This is a genomic window from Endozoicomonas sp. G2_1, from assembly GCF_017744155.1.
In the GTDB taxonomy this organism is placed as follows: Bacteria; Pseudomonadota; Gammaproteobacteria; order Enterobacterales; family Alteromonadaceae; genus JAGHQT01.
In genome coordinates, this window is record NZ_JAGHQT010000005.1 from 235,164 (window position 1) to 251,800 (window position 16,637).

Here is a 16,637-nt window from a genome sequence, read left to right on the forward strand (position 1 = left end):
CTATCCACCTTCGGTCATGTAATGATCGAACCACATTTGAAACATTAGCATGCTCCACAAGGGGGCTGAATGGTCGTGTTTTTTCGACTGATGTTCGTGCCACAGTTGTTCTATTGCTTCAGGCTTGAAGTAGTCAACTAAGCCTTTCTGCTTATTTAATATGTGCTCTTGAGCGAGGTCTTTAATTTCCGAGCGCAACCAATCAGCGAGTGGTACAGAAAAGCCCATTTTTTTCCGGTACAAAATATCATTGGGTAAAAAAGGCTTAAATATTTCTTTTAGAATGTATTTTTTTTCATTGTTTTTTACGGTGTTAAACTTCAGTGCTGACGGAATACGGGCAGCGTATTCAACCAAATTAAAGTCCAAAATAGGTGCTCGTACTTCTAGTGAATTCGCCATACTCATGCGATCAACTTTCACTAAAATTCCTCCTGGCAGATAGGTTTTCATATCTGTGTAGAGTATTTTTGCCAAGTGGTCAGTGCCGTCAGCTTTGTGATAAGCATCTAGTGTTACTTTTGATGGGTGATAATTGCCAAGTTCACTTTTCATTTCACTATTGACCAAGCTTTGCCAAGTTTGATCAGTGATAAATGAATTTGAAATATAAAAGCCCATGGCTGGATCAACACTCAAGCTGTTGAGTAGTGATTTAGCTCTGCGAAATGGCGTTAGGTTTATACTACCAGCAAGGTTTGCTAAACTCGGAAAAACACTTTTTCTTAGCCATTTGGGAAACTTTTCTCGCAAGTTGTTTTCTAGGTGGTCAACAGAGTATTTTTCATAACCGGCAAATACTTCATCACCGCCATCACCTGCAACCGCTACCGTTACCTTTTGTCTAGCGAGCTCTGAAACGAAAAAAGTTGGCACCAGTGAAGGGTCGGCAAATGGCTCGTCAAAAAAGCTGACAATGTGTGCGAGGTTATCATTAACGTTTTGATGAACAGTAAACTCGTGATGTTGAGTGTTGTATTTATCTGCAACCGCTTGCGCAAACTCAGTTTCGTTGAATTTTTTATCATCGAAACCAATTGAGCATGTGGTTACGGCTTCATTATCTTGCTCTTTGGCAATTTGCGACATCAAGGCAACAACGCCACTAGAGTCGACACCGCCACTTAAAAACGCCCCCAATGGCACGTCGGCAAGCATTCTACTTTCAGTGCATGATTTGGTTAACGCCGTTAATTCACTTTTTATCGTTTTTTCATCTGAATGGTTTTGCTGAGCAAATGAGATATCCCAATATTGCTGAATATCTAATTGCTGAGCTTTGAGCGTTAAATAATGCCCCGGGGCTAGTTTGAAAACATCGTTAAAGATGGTTTTAGGATCGGGAACGTACTGGTAGGCAAAAAAGTCATATACCGCATCAGGGCGTATGACTTTTGGAATGACATTAATTGCCAGTAGTGATTTGAGCTCTGAAGCAAAGTACAGGTTTTGGCCATCAAAATGGTAATAAAGCGGCTTTTTGCCCATACGATCTCGGGCGATAAATAAGGTTTGCTCTTGTTTATCCCAAATAGCGAAAGCGAACATGCCGTTTAGCTTGGCGAGGCATGCTTCACCTTCAAGCGCGTACAAGGCTAAAATAACTTCGGTGTCGGTCTGGGTGCGAAACTCTACCCCTTGAGCGATAAGTACATCTCGGTGCTCACGAAAATTGTAAATTTCACCGTTAAACGCGATGACATATCTGTCATCTAACGAATGCATGGGTTGTATACCGGCATCGGATAAGTCGATAATCGCCAAACGGCGATGACAAAGTGCGATATTATCAGCAATGTATTCGCTGCCTGCATCCGGACCTCGATGGTAGATGGCTTGTCCCATTTTTTGCACGCTATCTAATGATGCGGTCGTGGTTCCAAATGTTGTAAATCCTGCAATTCCACACATAGTTATTCTTATAAAGTTATATATTTACGGACAGCACTACCAAGGGTTGTGGCAACTGACACTGGTAACTTTTGCCAGACAGTTTCAACGAGCTTTCTAATACTTGAAGTCGACGAGGTTTGTGTCACGGGTGGTATTTCTTGAAGTTGCCCTTGCTGAAAGGTTTGCCATAACAAGCCCCTTGGCTGCGCGCCCCATTGGGCTTTGAATCTATAGGTGCCTTCCCCAGGGGTTGAACGGCCAAAATCAAAGCTGATGTAACCGTTGTCGCTAGCGTGACTGAGCAGTGTCCAATAGAGCAACATGTTAGGCGCTAGGCGATTGTAATCGGCGTTAGTTGACGCCCATGGAATTGAACATTTATTACCTGATATGAGCACAATACCTGCGCCGACGACGGTATCTTCTTTGTAAACATTTGCAATGATAGCGTTGCTGCCATAGCCTTCGACAATACTTTTAAACCATTGAAAGCTATGGGCTGGCGATCCCAAATCTCGCATATTGCGACTGTATACTTGATAAAAACCAGCGAGGTGTTGAGAGTCGTTGCCAACCGTTGCGGTTAGGCCATTTTTGCTCGCTTTTTTGATTTGGCTGCGCAGTTTCGATTTAAAGCCTGCCATTAATTGCTCAGAAGAGTCAGGTAGAGGTAAGATCATTCTGACTTTTGCAAACTCATTAATATCTTGGCTTTCGAGCTCATTAGTTCTGCTTTCAAGGCTCGCAATACCATATTGTTGGCACATTGATAACGCGTGTGCTAGCAATGTTTGCTCAACACCTGAGTTGACAGCTAAGGCACCGCCGATATCACAATAAGGCAGTGAGCTCATTTTCCCTTTAGAAAATGGTGTTTTGACAATAGCAATAGGAAACAAACCGTTAACTTGGCCTTTATCGTCGAGCGATATCAAAGGGAATACCGTAAAACCATAAGCTTGTTCGATGGCATCTAGCCATGACCATTGATGATAAGGTGAACTATCTTCATGTTCGGCAACAAAGCGGTTCCATTGCTCTTGATATGAAGTGTCTGCAACTAAAACAGTCACTTAGTCATTCCTCTTTCTATTAAATGAGTCTGTGCTTCAGAGAGAGTACAAAATTTGATAGTAACATATTGTTGCATATAGTGAATCACGTCTTTGATACGTTGGCACAACAACTCTCTTGCATGTGGCTCGTTATTGAGTCCGGTTACCCGTTCAACTAGGGTTGAGCTATGCATAAACATGTGAAACACCTGTTGCTTCTGTTGGAGTTGTGTTTTCACCAAGCGTATCATATCTGACGACGTACAAAGCTCAGGGCTTAAATACAACTTTCTAAGTAATAAACTATGCCACAGTAATCCATTTAATCTCAGCCAACTCAGAGGTTTGTGTTCACATGCTTTGTGTATCGCTTGACACAATTGAGTCGCAGAACGATTAAAACCTGTGGTGACCGGGATCTCTAACACAGCTTTTTGTTGGCCCGATAAATTTGTGTCAGTTAATGCCGGCCAATAAGGTTTACACGGTGCTTGTTCACAAGAAAAATACTTGTTTACATACAAGGGATAAGCGCTTGAATCGACGCTTATGTTATATTTTTCGAGTAACTTTATAACTTCGCCATTGATACCCCAACGCCCGGTGCGAAAACTGTTTGGTGTGAGCTGGAAGTTTTCTTTAATTTTCTCAACTAAGGCTGCTAACTTTTGCTCGACGTGCTCAATGGGCAAATTGACAACATGAGAGGTAAATTCGCTAGTTTCATTAAAAAACGGTGGGTTTGCCCATGGGTGCAAATGAGCACCAATTTCGCATTCATTTTGATTAAAACCGGTCAGTATCGATACCGCATAAGGGTCGTTAGCGATTGCATAATCAACTAAATAGGTCGGCTTGATACCGAGCTCTTGGCAAAAGTTTTGAAAAGCAGGTAATTCTTTTGCGTTATCCACTGAAAAGTCACTGTTGGGAAAGGGGCCAGACCAATCCCACTCTTCTTCGGTATCAACACTGAGAATAAATAAAACCTCTGGCTTTGCCATTAGTCGACTAGCCTCTCAAAGAGTTCAGCGTATTCATTTGCCATGCGCTGAGCTGAGTAGTGTTGATTGACATAGGCGCGCGCGGCATCGGCAAGTCTAGATGCTTCGTTTTGGTCAAACAACATTGTTTCCCAGTAAGATTGAAGGGTCTGTTTGTCGCCTAATTTGGCCAATAATCCCGTGTCACCATGACTAATAAGTTGATCTATCCCGGCGATATCATAGGCCGCAACTGGAATACCCATTGCTGTCGCTTCCATTAAACAGCGGGGGATACCTTCTAACGTTGATGTCATAGCAAATAAATCAAATGATTGCAGCAACTCTAATCTGTCGTCTCTAAATCCTAGAAAGTGAATATCTTGGTTAGAAGCTAGTTTACTGGCATATTGCTCGAGTTCTTGACGCTGTTCACCATCACCAAGTAAGGACAGTTTTAAATTACCGTGTTTTTGCTGTAAGGCATCAAAAATATCGAGCAAATCAAAAATGTTTTTTCGACTAATCATCTGACCTACAAAGCCGATGTGCTTTATATTCTTGTCTTTTTCGAACGGTTTTTGACGTTGTTCATCGACCTCCGATAAATCAACACCGTTTTGAATATATTCTAGTTTGGGGGCTTTAATCCCATATGGTTTGACGTCTTCACAAAGCTGAGGTGATAACGGGACAACTTTGTCGGCAAACCTCATTGCTTGGCAGCCCAACCAAATAAATGTTCTCAGTTTGAAGTCATCAGCATTTTCAAAACCGTGGGGTGTGACAACAACTTTTATACCGGCTTTTCTGGCGGCGAGAATCCCTAATATATCTGATTTGTAACCGTGAGTGTGGATAACATCAATGTTACGCGCTTTGATAAGCTCGGCAAGCTTGGTGACCACAGATAAATCAAATGGGTTTGACATCGGTACTTCGTGAGCGGTACCGCAAAGCTTTTTAAAGTGTTTAACTAATTCTAAATCTTGGGAGTTGTCTTCAAGGGTGACGGCTAATTCGCTTTCAAATTGCTCTTTGTCGAGATGCTTGCTCAGCGCCAGCACCCAGCGTTCGGCACCGTAAAAGCCCGTTGAACAAATGAATTGTAATACTTTTAATTTTTGACCAGGCATGTTTATTTTTTTCCCTGTACATTAGCCAGCAAGCCTCGGAACGTTCCAATGCCTCGAGCACTAAAATACACTAGGTAGAACTTAAAAATAAGTTTATAGCTAATTTTTTTTGCCAGCTTACTGAACAATCTTGAGCTATACAACAAAATAGGCAACAACATGAGGGCTGAGCTAAATAAGGCGAATTGATACTGCGTTGTTAACAAAAACAATATCGCTAATAGGGCAAATATGATAACCCATGGAGGTGTGACTAAACTTGGAATTTCGGATAGTGGTATTTTCCGTCCAAGTAACGACGATAAGTTAGAGCGTGCTCGCCACATTTCTTTGTTGAACAGTTCTTTCCAGCTCTTGTCTTCACCTAAGTGAACGAAACTTGCCGCCGAGCTGTGAATTATTTTACCAAATTGACTGACTTTATTGGTAAAAATGAAATCTTCACAGGAGATGAATTGCTCGGGAAAACGATCTGCTTGTTCAAATGTTGAGCGCTTGAGTAATAAGTTACAGCCGGGTAAAAATGATACTTGTTGATCTAAGTCGGTGTTGACCATTGCAGTGCGCAAGCGCTCTATATCCGGGCATCCTTCAGCACAGACCTGTTGACCACTAACGAGTAAAGTATGAGTATCGCTGTCTAGTTGTTGCTTTAGCGCACTGAGCCAATGACTAGAAAGATCGATATCTGAGTCTATAAAAGCGAGATAATCTCCTAAAGCGTTCTGAGCACCTATATTTCTCGATTTTGAAACTGTGCCCGATGGGTCAACCAACAGAACGTTAATTTGTTCTTGGTAAGCTTTTAAATCAGAGTTCAATAATTCTAACGATTCGTTTTGACTAACAATGACAACTTCAATTTTATCAACCGGATAGTCCTGCTTGAAAATAGATTCAACTGTCTGATAAAGAAGTTCTTCTCTACCTTTATGAGGGATGATAAAGCTGACTTCGGCCATGATTATTCCGCTATTGTCTTTAAGAGTTTGTCAAATTTGCTAACCCGCTTTCTGAGCCAATTTACCTCTTTTTTGAGCGAACTTTTGGCTAAACGCTTTATTGACAGTTTTAGGGCATTGCGCTTGTTGTTGGTTGGTTGGGCAGCAAGGCTTTTTGTGTCGCGTTTATTTTGAATTAGCAGTTTTGAATTTTGATATGAATCTTGAGAGTACTCTTTTACACCATGGTTTTGCATGAGTATGCTCAGAATACGTGTGAAATAGTGAGTATCTTCATCTATTAGCGTATTACCTACATATTGGTATATTTTATCGGCAGCAGCTAGAGCTTGTTCTTTTTTGTCCTCATTGAGATAACGGCTAGCAAAATATAAGACATTGGCTTTACGAATATCCTGTGCTGCCCATGTATGGTTTGGGTATTCTAGTATCTCTGGTGTGTCCAAATATGGTTTTTCGTTTTCACCCATCCAGTAAGCAAAAGTTAGTAGTGCTTTGCCAGCATAGTGATAGGCACTGTCAAACTGAGAGTTATGTTCTTTGGTTATTAAATAACGAGAGACTGCTTGTAAAAATACTGTATAAAACCATGTCTCTTCTACATTGTCGAGGTTTCTCGACGCCACTTTTTCATCAGCAAAAATAGTCTTTTTGATCACCAAGCCCGCTTTGTCTAAATACGACTGTTCTCCGGAAACCTCAAAAGCATCGATAAGTGCAACAACGTAGTGCCCTGTGCCTCTATCGAGAGGATATTGATCCATGATGACATTTTTGTTGCCGATACTATTGCTTTGTTTTATTCGAAGCAGAGCGTCAAGGAATGTACCGTCGCCTTCATAAAAGGCTGATACCCAATTGGCAAGTTTTAGGACGGCCGATTTTGATGATGATGAGCCGGTAAGAAAGTAATGCAGCATCAGTCCTGTGGTATAGCAGTGTTGACCACCAGGGCCACCGCCAGCCGAGTGATCTTGATAGGCATTTGCTTGTTGAAATTTAGAGTAGGTGCGATGACCAGCTGTGATTGCAGGCAAATAATGATCTGTGTGCCAAAATAGGCCGTTGTTATACTCGGCTTTGTCGTCGTTAGTGTGATAAATATCAATATCTTTTACATGTGTAGCTAAATCATTTGCCAGTGTTAACCAGCGACTATCCCCACTGTATAAGTATTGTCTGAGAAAACCGTATAATGGATCGTATTGATTGTTGTAATGGGAAATTAGTTGTTCATCACCTTGGTACTCCAATGTTTCGTGGTCTGCGTAGAGATCACCAAAATTGCGCCAGCCATACTCGTCAATTTGCTCACGTTTCGCGAAAAAATTGTTCTCATGTGTAAGACCAAGTTGGATCAAACGATCTATATTATCTTGAGCAACATCCTCTTGTGTCGCAAAAAATGGTATTGCGTTAGTCTGGCTAAGGTACTCTGGGGAAATAACTACTCTGTTGTGATTGGCAAACGCTTCAACGTTATAGCTTTCTTCTAAACTCAACCAAACAGTGTGAGTTTTTTGCTCTCCTGGCAATAACTCATGAGGCTCAATATGCTCATCAGGAAATAAGCCAATAGTTAGTTTGTCGCTATTTTTCGATAGCGCTTTAGGGAAGTTTTGCCAAAAGTCTTCAAGGTGCACAGTGATGGTATTTTGCGATGCCTTAAATGCAATTGTAGGAGCAGCTCTATCTCCCATTTGAGATGTTTCATTGTATTTGTGTTGATAGCCTTTAAAAGGCAGCACGACTTTATTGTTCGCATTGACATGGTTGGTAGACTGCCAATTCTCACCTCCACTCGACGCTTGATATAGAGTGAAATTACCATTTTGCTTAACGCCACTGGTACTTGGGGATACTCGCAGGGTTGTAGTGTTGTCGACTTGGTTGAATATTAGCCCCAAACTATTAAATAAAAATGAATTCTCATTACCCAGATCCCATTTTCCACCGTGATGTATCATTGGCTTAGGGTTTCTTAACGTTAGTGCCAGCTTGATAATCGGCAGCTTTGCAAAAAAGGTTAAGTCGGCATCATATTCGGCAACAACAATATCGCCACTAGTAAATCTGCCTTCGTATTTTAATGTGTTGGATACTCTTTTAATTTTGTTGTCATAATTGATGCAAGTGACTTTTTCTACCAGCTTGCTCGCCTTTTGATCATTGAGCTCTAATGAACAGCTTAAATTGTTTATCGCTAGTTTATTTTTGTTAAGCTGGTATTGGTAACCTTCTGTTTTAACAATAATGCTGTCTTGGCTCTCAATTGTTACCGGAACTGCTGTCGATGAAGGCGTTAATTTACTCGTCACTTGTTTGACAACATAGGAGCTATCATTAGTCAATGAATCAAAAAATTTGCATTGAAACCACTTAATCGATTTATCTGGCCAGCGAGCAAGTACATCAAAATCTGCATCGACCAATTCATTTTGATTGCGTTCGACGGTTAGTTCATCTGCTGAATAGAGTTGACCTTTTCCAACTGGAAGTGAAAAACAAACATAAGGGTTTGTTTCATCAGTTGAATTTTTTTTTGTTATTTTAAATGGAACTTCCAACATTGTAGAAAAAGAAATACACTGTGATTGGTGGCATATGGGCATAAATAGTGCGGTTGAATAGTGTTCTTTGTCAATTGTTTAATGGGTAAGATTCACAAATTAATGGAAAACAATGCCGTCGGATTTATCTGTAATCACGCAATCCAGTAAAGAGCTAGCATTGAGTGATATTGCTGCGCTTTGGCTTGAACTCGAAAAAAATAGCTCAACGAGCTTTTTCTTAACTTGGGATTGGATTGGCTCGTGGTTGAAGCAACTGCCAATGGATTTTTTTCTTGTTAAAGTTTTGCAATCAAAACGGTTAGTTGGGCTTGCTGTTATTGTTGAAAAGCGTCGCAAAACACTTGGTGTATTTAATACATCACAGTGGTGGTTAAACCGTTCGGGATGTCATGCTTATGATCAATGCTGGATTGAGGAAAATACCGCTTTAGCAGCAATCGGCTATGAGCATATAGTTAACCGTGCAATATGCAGCTTTTTACTAAAGCAAAAGCAATGGCAAGAGTTTATTCTTGGTATGGCTGGTAAAGAGGTATACCAAGAATATGCTGGTATAGCCGATCGGAAACGAATTTTGATTGATGATGTTGGCTACTCTGTCACACTAGAAAGCGACGAATGGCAATATGCAGCCCAAGTTCTATCGCGAAAAACGCGCCAAAAAATTCGACAAACCGAAAAAATATTGTCCTCACAGGGTGAATTGTGTTTTGAAGTACTAACTGGCAGGGCTGATAAAAACGAGCAATACACGAACATTCAGCGTCTACATAAGTTTCGCTGGCAAGGCACTGTTACTCCAAGTGGCTTTGAAAACATGCATTTTCAGGCCATGATTCACAATTTAATACAAAACGATAAAACTGAATTCTCAGTGTTAACTTTAAACCAGTCGCCAGTCGCTTATTTAATTAATTTTGTACATGAAGGTAAGGTTAATTTTTATCTTTCTGCCTTGGAGCGTTTCTCTGATCCTAAAGTGAAAGTAGGTATGTTAGTGCATCAAAAATCAATAGAGTACTATGCGAATAGAGGGATGTCTGTGTATGACTTTTTAGCAGGAGAGGCGCGTTATAAAGCTTCGATGTCTAACGTAAAATACGAACAAAAAATGATAGTGTTTTATCGAGAGAGCACATTATTGCGTATTGAACGTTTCATGCGAGTTGCAAAAAACAAAATAAGGGATATCTTGATAAGATAAAATGATCGGACGATGTTATTGTTTGTTTCACTGACTTTCTTTGTATATTAAAACATAGTGTAACTGTATTAATATTCGATTTTCACTTTTAACACGCTGAATAACAAGTTTAGCGACACGTCAAAAATTTATTAAGGACGTAACGATGCTTTCTATATTAACACCTAAGAAATGGTTAAAAACGGCAATTACCGGAGCTATTATTTGCGGCATCACCGCTTGCTCGGACAATAAATCTGCAGATGATTATATTAGTGAAGCACAAACACATCTGGCATCAGAAGATTTTTCTGCGTCAATTATTTTATTAAAAAACGCTATTGTTGCCGAACCGAATAATGTCAATGCTAGGTTAATGCTTGGCCAGGCATACCTAGGACAAGGCGATGGCCTGAGTGCAGTAAAAGAACTTGAAAAGGTGAGACAGTTAGACAAGCAGAAATATACAGCCTTACCTTTGTTAGCAAGAGCTTACCTTATTTCTGACAATTTTCAGGAAATTCTTGAGTTAAAAAATACTGAAAAGTTATCTTCTGAAATGAAAGTTGAGTATTTAGCGTATAAAACACTAGCTCATATCCGTTTAGAGCAGCTCGACCAGGCGACAGAAAGTGCAAATGAAGCGGAAAGTTTAGTTCCCGGCAGTTTTTTCTCTATTTTGGCTAAAGCATATCACGCTGCTGCTACAGAAGATGTCGATAAAGCGGAATTACTGGTCAAGCGAGCGCTAAGTCAATCTAAAAGTAACCCTGAAGCACTGATGTTGCAAGCGCAAATAGCCAACGTTCAACAAAACTATGAGCAAGCTGCCGAGAGCTTAAAGTTATATGTAGAAGCCCAACCTGCAGTAAATATTGCGTATTTGATGTTAGCTGAAGCTTACCTAAATAACGAACAATACGCAGATGCCGAAAAATACGCGGATATTATTTTGACCGCATTACCTAATCAACCGCTAGCTAACCATATTAAAGCTGCTGCGGAGTTTGCAAAACAAAATTACGAAAACGCAAAAGATTACGCAGATAAGGCTTTAACAGCTGGTTTTCAGCAGTTGCCAGTTAAGCTTTTGGCAGGTGTTAGCGCATACAACCTGAAAAACTTTGAGCAAGCTAATTATCATTTATCTGCGATAGTAGAGTATTTACCAGCAGAACACCCAGCTCAAAAAATGTATATTTTGAGCCGTTTGGAACTAGGTTTGATAGAGAATATCAGTGACGCCTTGTCTGACTTTTCACCTAAAAACGCTCAAGACAATCAGTTTTTGTCGACATTGAGTGCAAACCTATACTCACTAGGAGCTGTCAGTGAAGCAAAAAAATTAGCATCTAAGGCAAAAGTCAATTTTGACAACACAGAGGATAGGTTACGCGCTAGTGCACTGAGTGTGTTGATGAATAATAACCCTAATATCGCTGAACTTGAAGATATTGCAGAAAACAACCCAAAACTTAAACAAGCAAGATTATTGTTAGCTCACAGTGCAGTTAAAAGAGGTGAACTAGATAAAGCTCTAGAAATAGCAAAACAGTGGCAAACAGATTTCCCTGAATCGTCTGAAGGACATAATTTACTCGCCGCTATTTACTTTTTAAAGAACGACATGGCAGCAGCTAAATCTGAGTTAGAAGCTAGTTATCAAAAGGGAGCTGATGGTCTATACGCATTGACAGAGTTAGCGAGGGTTAACTTCCAACAAGGAGAGTTGGATAAAGCGAAGCGCTATATCAATGATGCCATCGAATTATATCCAAATAGTCCAAAAGCACTTCAATATAACTATATTATTCACAGAGATGATATTGCTATTGAAAAAATAAGTAACGCACTTGCTCAAAATACCACGAGTACTCCGCTAGTATTAGTTTACACCGGCGCTTTAGTCGACAAGCAGCAATATAAACAAGCCTTGAGTGTTTTAAAGGGACTTGAAAAGTCTATCGGAACATCGAAAGAAGTATGGATACAAACATTAGTAGTGCACAGCCGATTAAAAGATCAAGATAAGGTTCGTTCGACATTAGAAGAGTGGCGTAAGTTAAACCCTTATCACGTAGAGCCAGTGGTTTATCTTGCTAACTATTACAAGCTATCTAATCAGCGAGAAAAAGCGCTAACTCAAATCAATCGAGCATTGAACGATCAACACAGTGATAGTTTACTGTTAAAGCTTGGCAAAATGCAGATATTACTTGATCTTGAACGAGCAGATGACGCTGCACTTTTGTATGAAGACTTAAAAACGCTTGAACTGAGACCAGAACTGTATGCCGGCATTAAAGGACGCATAAAACTTATTGAAAAAGATTATCAAGCGGCTATTCCAGAGTTAAAAACATTTTATCGAGCGCAACCCTCAGGAGACAATGCTGTCTATTTAGCGATTGCATTGAGTAAAAACGATCAGCAAGAGAGTTCAATTGAATTACTTGAAAAGTATTTAAGTAATAGTCCTCAAGACACTCGAGTGAGAAGCTTAGTTGCTAGTCAGTATTTAGCGAAGGACCACGACAAAGCTAAACTGCACTATCAAAAAATAATTGAACAGCATCCAAACAACGTTTTAGCGCTAAACAACCTAGCGTGGCTGACCATGGACAGTGGTGAGCTTCAACAAGCTGAAAAATATATCGAAAAGGCATACAAACTAGCACCAAATATCGCAAATGTTGCAGATACATATGGACAAATTTTATTAAAGCTTGATAAAAAAAGAGATGCGTTGGCAAAGGCTAAAGAAGCAACCGAGCGCTCGAAACAAGAGGATGTTGACATTATGCTGAATTACGTCGATGTATTAATTGAGAATGGTCGAAAAAATGAGGCGAGCAAACTACTTACAGAAATTAGAACGACAACTCAATCGCAAAAGCAAAAAGTAGCGAATTTACTCAAGCGCATATAAAACAGGAGATATCCCGTGTTACCAATTAAAAAGTTTAAGTTGGGTCTTAGTTCTACAGTTCTTTTGTTTTTAGTTGCTTGTGGTGACAAATCTGCAGACGAGTTTCTAGCTGAAGGGCAGAAAGCTGCTGCTAGTAAAGACTATCAGCAAGCAATCGTTCACTTTAAAAACGCAGTAGTTAAGGCTCCTCAAAATGTGAAAATTCGAGAAATTCTTGGTAATACTTATCTCTACCAAGGGAGTTATGTCAGTGCTGAAAAAGAACTATCTCGAGCACTGGAGTTAGGTTCTTCGTCTCCACAATTGGCAATGGAACTTGCATACGCATATGCAAAAACCGGTGATTTGGTTGGCCTAGATGAACTCATTGCTCAAAGTGGTTCTTTACCTGATGAGTATTATAGTAGCATCCTCTTTTTTGCCGGGCTCGCCGCTTTTACTGATAAAGATCTCAGTAAAGCAGAAGATTTTTTCAATCAATCGATCAGTATTGGACAAACAACAGTTACTCCCCTATCCCAAGCGTACTTGTCCTTTATTAAACAAGATTTTTCCCGAGCATTAGCGCAAGTAAATGAAGCCAATATCGATGGCATTTTGAGTTATGAGTCATTGCTTTTGAAAGGTAATACCTTGTTTGCTTTAGAAGATTACCTCGCGGCAACCGAAGCTTATCAAACTCGATATAAAGCAGTACCTAAAGATCATAGTGTGCTTTATTTGATAGCCAATAGTCTGATTCACAACGAACAATACGAGCAAGCTGAAAAGAACGTCGATTTATTACTCAGCGTTAGCGAAAGTTCACCTCTTGCAAATCAATATAAATCTCAATTGATGTTTCAAAGAAAGGATTATAGAGAAGCAATTAATTATGCGGAAAAGTCTTTGTCTAGTGGGATCGAACTTCACGTACCTAGAATAGTTGCTGGTATCAGCGCATATAACTTAGGTGAGTACGAAAGTGCATATAACTACCTTGTTAAAATGAAGGATCTTTTGCCAAGCGATCACATAGTTAAGCGGTTGATAGCAGAACTACAATGGCGGCTTGGTTACGAAGCTGATGCTGTAAATACCTATCAGCAATTAGCTGAAGTTGGCAATGTTGATTCAAGTATGCTTATTGCAGTAAGTCAGGAATTAATAAAAAAGGGAAAACAGGATACAGGTAAAAATTTATTAGATGCAGCTATTTTGTTAAATAGCGAAGATTTTTCCGACTTACAGCAACAGGCGTTAACTAAGTTTAGTTTGGATGAAATTGAAGCAGGCATCAAGCTACTGGAGCAGTCGCTAGCATTGAACCCAAGTGCTATTGAAGTAGAAACTCAATTGGCCAACGCGTACCTCTCCAATACACAAATAACGAAGGCGCAGAATATTGCGAACAAATGGGAACAAGAGGAGCAATATAGAATCAAAGGATTATTGTTTAGCGCTCGAATCCAGCAAACATTAGAGCAGCATGACAATGCAAAGAAAATACTGACCCAAGTACTAAAAGAGTCCCCTAATAATGTATTAGCGATGTACTTGTTAGCAGTATACGCAAACGCGGAAGAAAATTTTCGTCAAGCTTTCGAGTACTATTCAAAAATAATATCTGCTAATCCAAATTTTTCTCCAGGGATGAAAGCTATACTCGCATTTGTAAACAAAAATAAAGAATTTCAAACCGAATTTGAAAAATTCTACAAAGCGGAAATAGCGAAAAAGCCAGATGCGCAAGGATTGAAAATAGGTCTGTCTTATTTTTACAGTACAGAAAAGCGTTTTGACGAAGCTTTAACGTTACTTGAGGCAATAAAAACAAGTGCTAAGCCAGCTGAGGGCGTTGACTTGTTAATTGGAGATATATTTGCCGCCAAAGGAGATAATAAATCAGCGATTGTCTACTATGAATCAGTATTAAAATCCAACCCAGATAGTGTTCTAGCTCATTCAAAGTTGGTTACTATGTTTGAACGAGAAAAGAACATAGATAACGCGCTTACTCAAGTTAATAACGCCCTTCAATATCACCCTGATCATATCGGGTTTAAGTTGTTTAAGGCTAACTATATGTCTCGGCTTAACAGAGTTCCACCGAATAGCTTGTTATCTGAGTTGCAAGAATCGTCAATAGCTAAAGAACATTGGTTGTTGGCTAGCACGTTAGGAAACCTAGCTTTTTCAAAGAACGATATGGAAGCAGCGAGCCGGTATTATCGCAAAGCGTATGGCGACAATCGTTCTGACTATAGCGTGATTCAGCTTTCTCGTTCAGTCGCTAGAACAGAGGGAGTTTCAGCTTCAATTGATGTGTTAAAAGCGCACTTAAATAGAGTTGGTAGTTCTGCGCCTGTGCTAGCTATGTTAGCCAATGCATATATGTATGAATCCAAGTATGAACTGGCTGAGCGAGTGTATTTGGACATTTTAGAGCTCGAGCCAGAACAGCTACTTAGTTTGAACAACCTTGCTTTTATTCACGTTGAGCGTAACGACAAAAATCAGGCCATCCACTATGCAGAAAGGGCTTTTAAAAAAGCTCCAAATAATCCATCAATACTTGATACCTATGGACAAGCATTATTGTTAAATAATAAAGCAGAGCAGGCCTTAGTTAGCTTTGAAAAAGCGCTATCGATTAATGGAGAAAATAACGATTTTAGTCTTCACAAAGCAAAAGCTCTCGTTGTTTTGAATAGAAAAGAGGAAGCTCAGCAAATAATTGATGGACTAGATAATTTGAATGACATTGAAAAAGAGCAAATAACCCAAATGGGATTAAACTGGTAGTAAATACATTGTCAATTTCTTTTACATAGAGACACTTGGAATATATTTAATGTGAAGCAAGGTCCTGATATTTAATTGTTTTTTATTTGTGGCATATTGCCTGCTTAGAAGTCTGTAGAGTATACAACTTGAAAAATCAGTTTTAGGGAAGTGGAGATTAATATGTTTAACTTAAAGAGAATTTTGGCTGCAGGTGTTCTTTCAGTTGCTGCTGTATCTACTGCAAGTGCTAACCAAGTAGTTCTTGATAGTTTTGATTATCCTTTTGGCGGCGCTGCTAATACGCCATTTAACTTATCTTTGGATTTGGCTGCAGATGGCACTGGTTCGTTTGCCCAAGACCGAGAAGTTAGCCCTGATGGTATTGTAGATGCTACATTGCTTATCAACCAAGATAATAACCCTGTGGGTAACGCTAGTGCACGAGCAGGTGGTGGTTCATTATTTTTAGCAATGGATCCTGGTGTAAACGCATCACTAGGTTTATTTTATTCAAACCCTGCAGCTTTACCTGCAGCTTTAGGTGGCGATTTATCTGTACTAGAAGACTTAACTAATGATGGTGCTTCTGATAGCTTTTATTTTGATGTTTCTTCAATTGACTTAAGCTTTTCTTTGGAATTATTCGTCATTTCTAACTTAGCCGATTTAGCAAACCCAGGTTTCTTCAACAGTCTTTATCAAAATGGCACCGGTTATGACACTGCTTTTTTAAGAGGACTTAACGGGGTTTCTTACACAACTATCAATTCTACTACAGAAGTTGGTTTAGGTGACCCTGCGGAAACTATTACTGCCTCTTTCAACAGCTTTAATACTGATACGACTGCCGCTAATTTTGAGCAAGTAACTGGTATTTTTGCTTTAATTACAAGCAGTTCAGGTGCTACAGATTTAGCAATTGATGAAGTAGGTGTTGTTCCAGAGCCAGCAACATTAGCGCTATTCGGTTTAGGTTTGTTAGGCTTAGGTGTAGCTCGCCGCCGTAAAATCTAATCTAAAAAATAAATACTGTGTTGTCCTAGTATAGGTTGACACTATTTACGCTAAAACGCTCGATGTACTTCATCGGGCGTTTTGTATTTTAAGGCCATGTGTGGCCTTCGTTGATTATAGATAACAACTGATTCCTCGACCAT

General features: G+C 39.7%; 11 protein-coding genes. 4 read left to right on the plus strand and 7 right to left on the minus strand.

What is annotated here, in order from left to right; genetic code table 11:
- The 6 genes from asnB to J7384_RS08980 are packed head-to-tail and all read right to left on the minus strand — an operon-like array spanning position 1 to position 8,599.
- Positions 1-1,911 (minus strand): asparagine synthase (glutamine-hydrolyzing), encoded by a 1,911-nt coding sequence (asnB, locus tag J7384_RS08955; protein ID WP_209113191.1) that lies wholly within the window; start codon positions 1,909-1,911, stop codon positions 1-3.
- A gap of 8 nt (positions 1,912-1,919) precedes the next feature.
- Entirely contained in the window at positions 1,920-2,966 is a 1,047-nt protein-coding gene (locus tag J7384_RS19680) for a GNAT family N-acetyltransferase (protein ID WP_209113192.1), read from the minus strand.
- A complete protein-coding gene (locus tag J7384_RS08965) occupies positions 2,963-3,952 on the minus strand; it encodes a polysaccharide deacetylase family protein (protein ID WP_209113194.1) in 990 nt (329 codons plus the stop codon). The genes J7384_RS19680 and J7384_RS08965 overlap by 4 nt, the downstream gene beginning before the upstream one ends.
- A complete protein-coding gene (locus J7384_RS08970; RefSeq protein ID WP_209113196.1) occupies positions 3,952-5,067 on the minus strand; it encodes a glycosyltransferase in 1,116 nt (371 codons plus the stop codon). Before J7384_RS08970 ends, J7384_RS08965 begins: the two co-directional genes overlap by 1 nt.
- A gap of 2 nt (positions 5,068-5,069) precedes the next feature.
- Positions 5,070-6,029 (minus strand): glycosyltransferase family A protein, encoded by a 960-nt coding sequence (locus J7384_RS08975; RefSeq protein ID WP_209113198.1) that lies wholly within the window; start codon positions 6,027-6,029, stop codon positions 5,070-5,072.
- A gap of 2 nt (positions 6,030-6,031) precedes the next feature.
- Positions 6,032-8,599, minus strand: a complete 2,568-nt coding sequence (locus J7384_RS08980; protein WP_209113200.1) for a hypothetical protein — start codon at positions 8,597-8,599, stop codon at positions 6,032-6,034.
- A gap of 160 nt (positions 8,600-8,759) precedes the next feature.
- On the opposite strand from J7384_RS08980, the gene J7384_RS08985 reads away from it, so the two are divergent.
- The 4 genes from J7384_RS08985 (at position 8,760) to J7384_RS09000 (ending at position 16,494) form a co-directional block, all read left to right on the plus strand.
- Positions 8,760-9,806, plus strand: coding sequence for a GNAT family N-acetyltransferase (locus J7384_RS08985; RefSeq protein ID WP_209113202.1), 1,047 nt, complete (start codon positions 8,760-8,762; stop codon positions 9,804-9,806).
- 145 nt (positions 9,807-9,951) lie between these two features.
- Positions 9,952-12,714 (plus strand): XrtA/PEP-CTERM system TPR-repeat protein PrsT, encoded by a 2,763-nt coding sequence (gene prsT / locus J7384_RS08990; RefSeq protein ID WP_209113204.1) that lies wholly within the window; start codon positions 9,952-9,954, stop codon positions 12,712-12,714.
- A gap of 15 nt (positions 12,715-12,729) precedes the next feature.
- Positions 12,730-15,498 carry an XrtA/PEP-CTERM system TPR-repeat protein PrsT gene (gene prsT, locus J7384_RS08995; protein ID WP_209113206.1) on the plus strand — a complete coding sequence of 923 codons (2,769 nt, stop codon included), beginning with the start codon at positions 12,730-12,732 and terminating at the stop codon, positions 15,496-15,498.
- Positions 15,499-15,660: 162 nt separating this feature from the next.
- On the plus strand, positions 15,661-16,494 hold the full coding sequence (locus tag J7384_RS09000; protein ID WP_209113208.1) for a PEP-CTERM sorting domain-containing protein: 834 nt from the start codon (positions 15,661-15,663) through the stop codon (positions 16,492-16,494).
- A 50-nt stretch (positions 16,495-16,544) separates the two neighbouring features.
- Here the strand turns inward: J7384_RS09000 and J7384_RS09005 are convergent.
- Positions 16,545-16,637, minus strand: a 93-nt coding sequence (locus tag J7384_RS09005; protein ID WP_209111306.1) for an integrase core domain-containing protein, incomplete at its 5' end; no start/stop codon positions are given.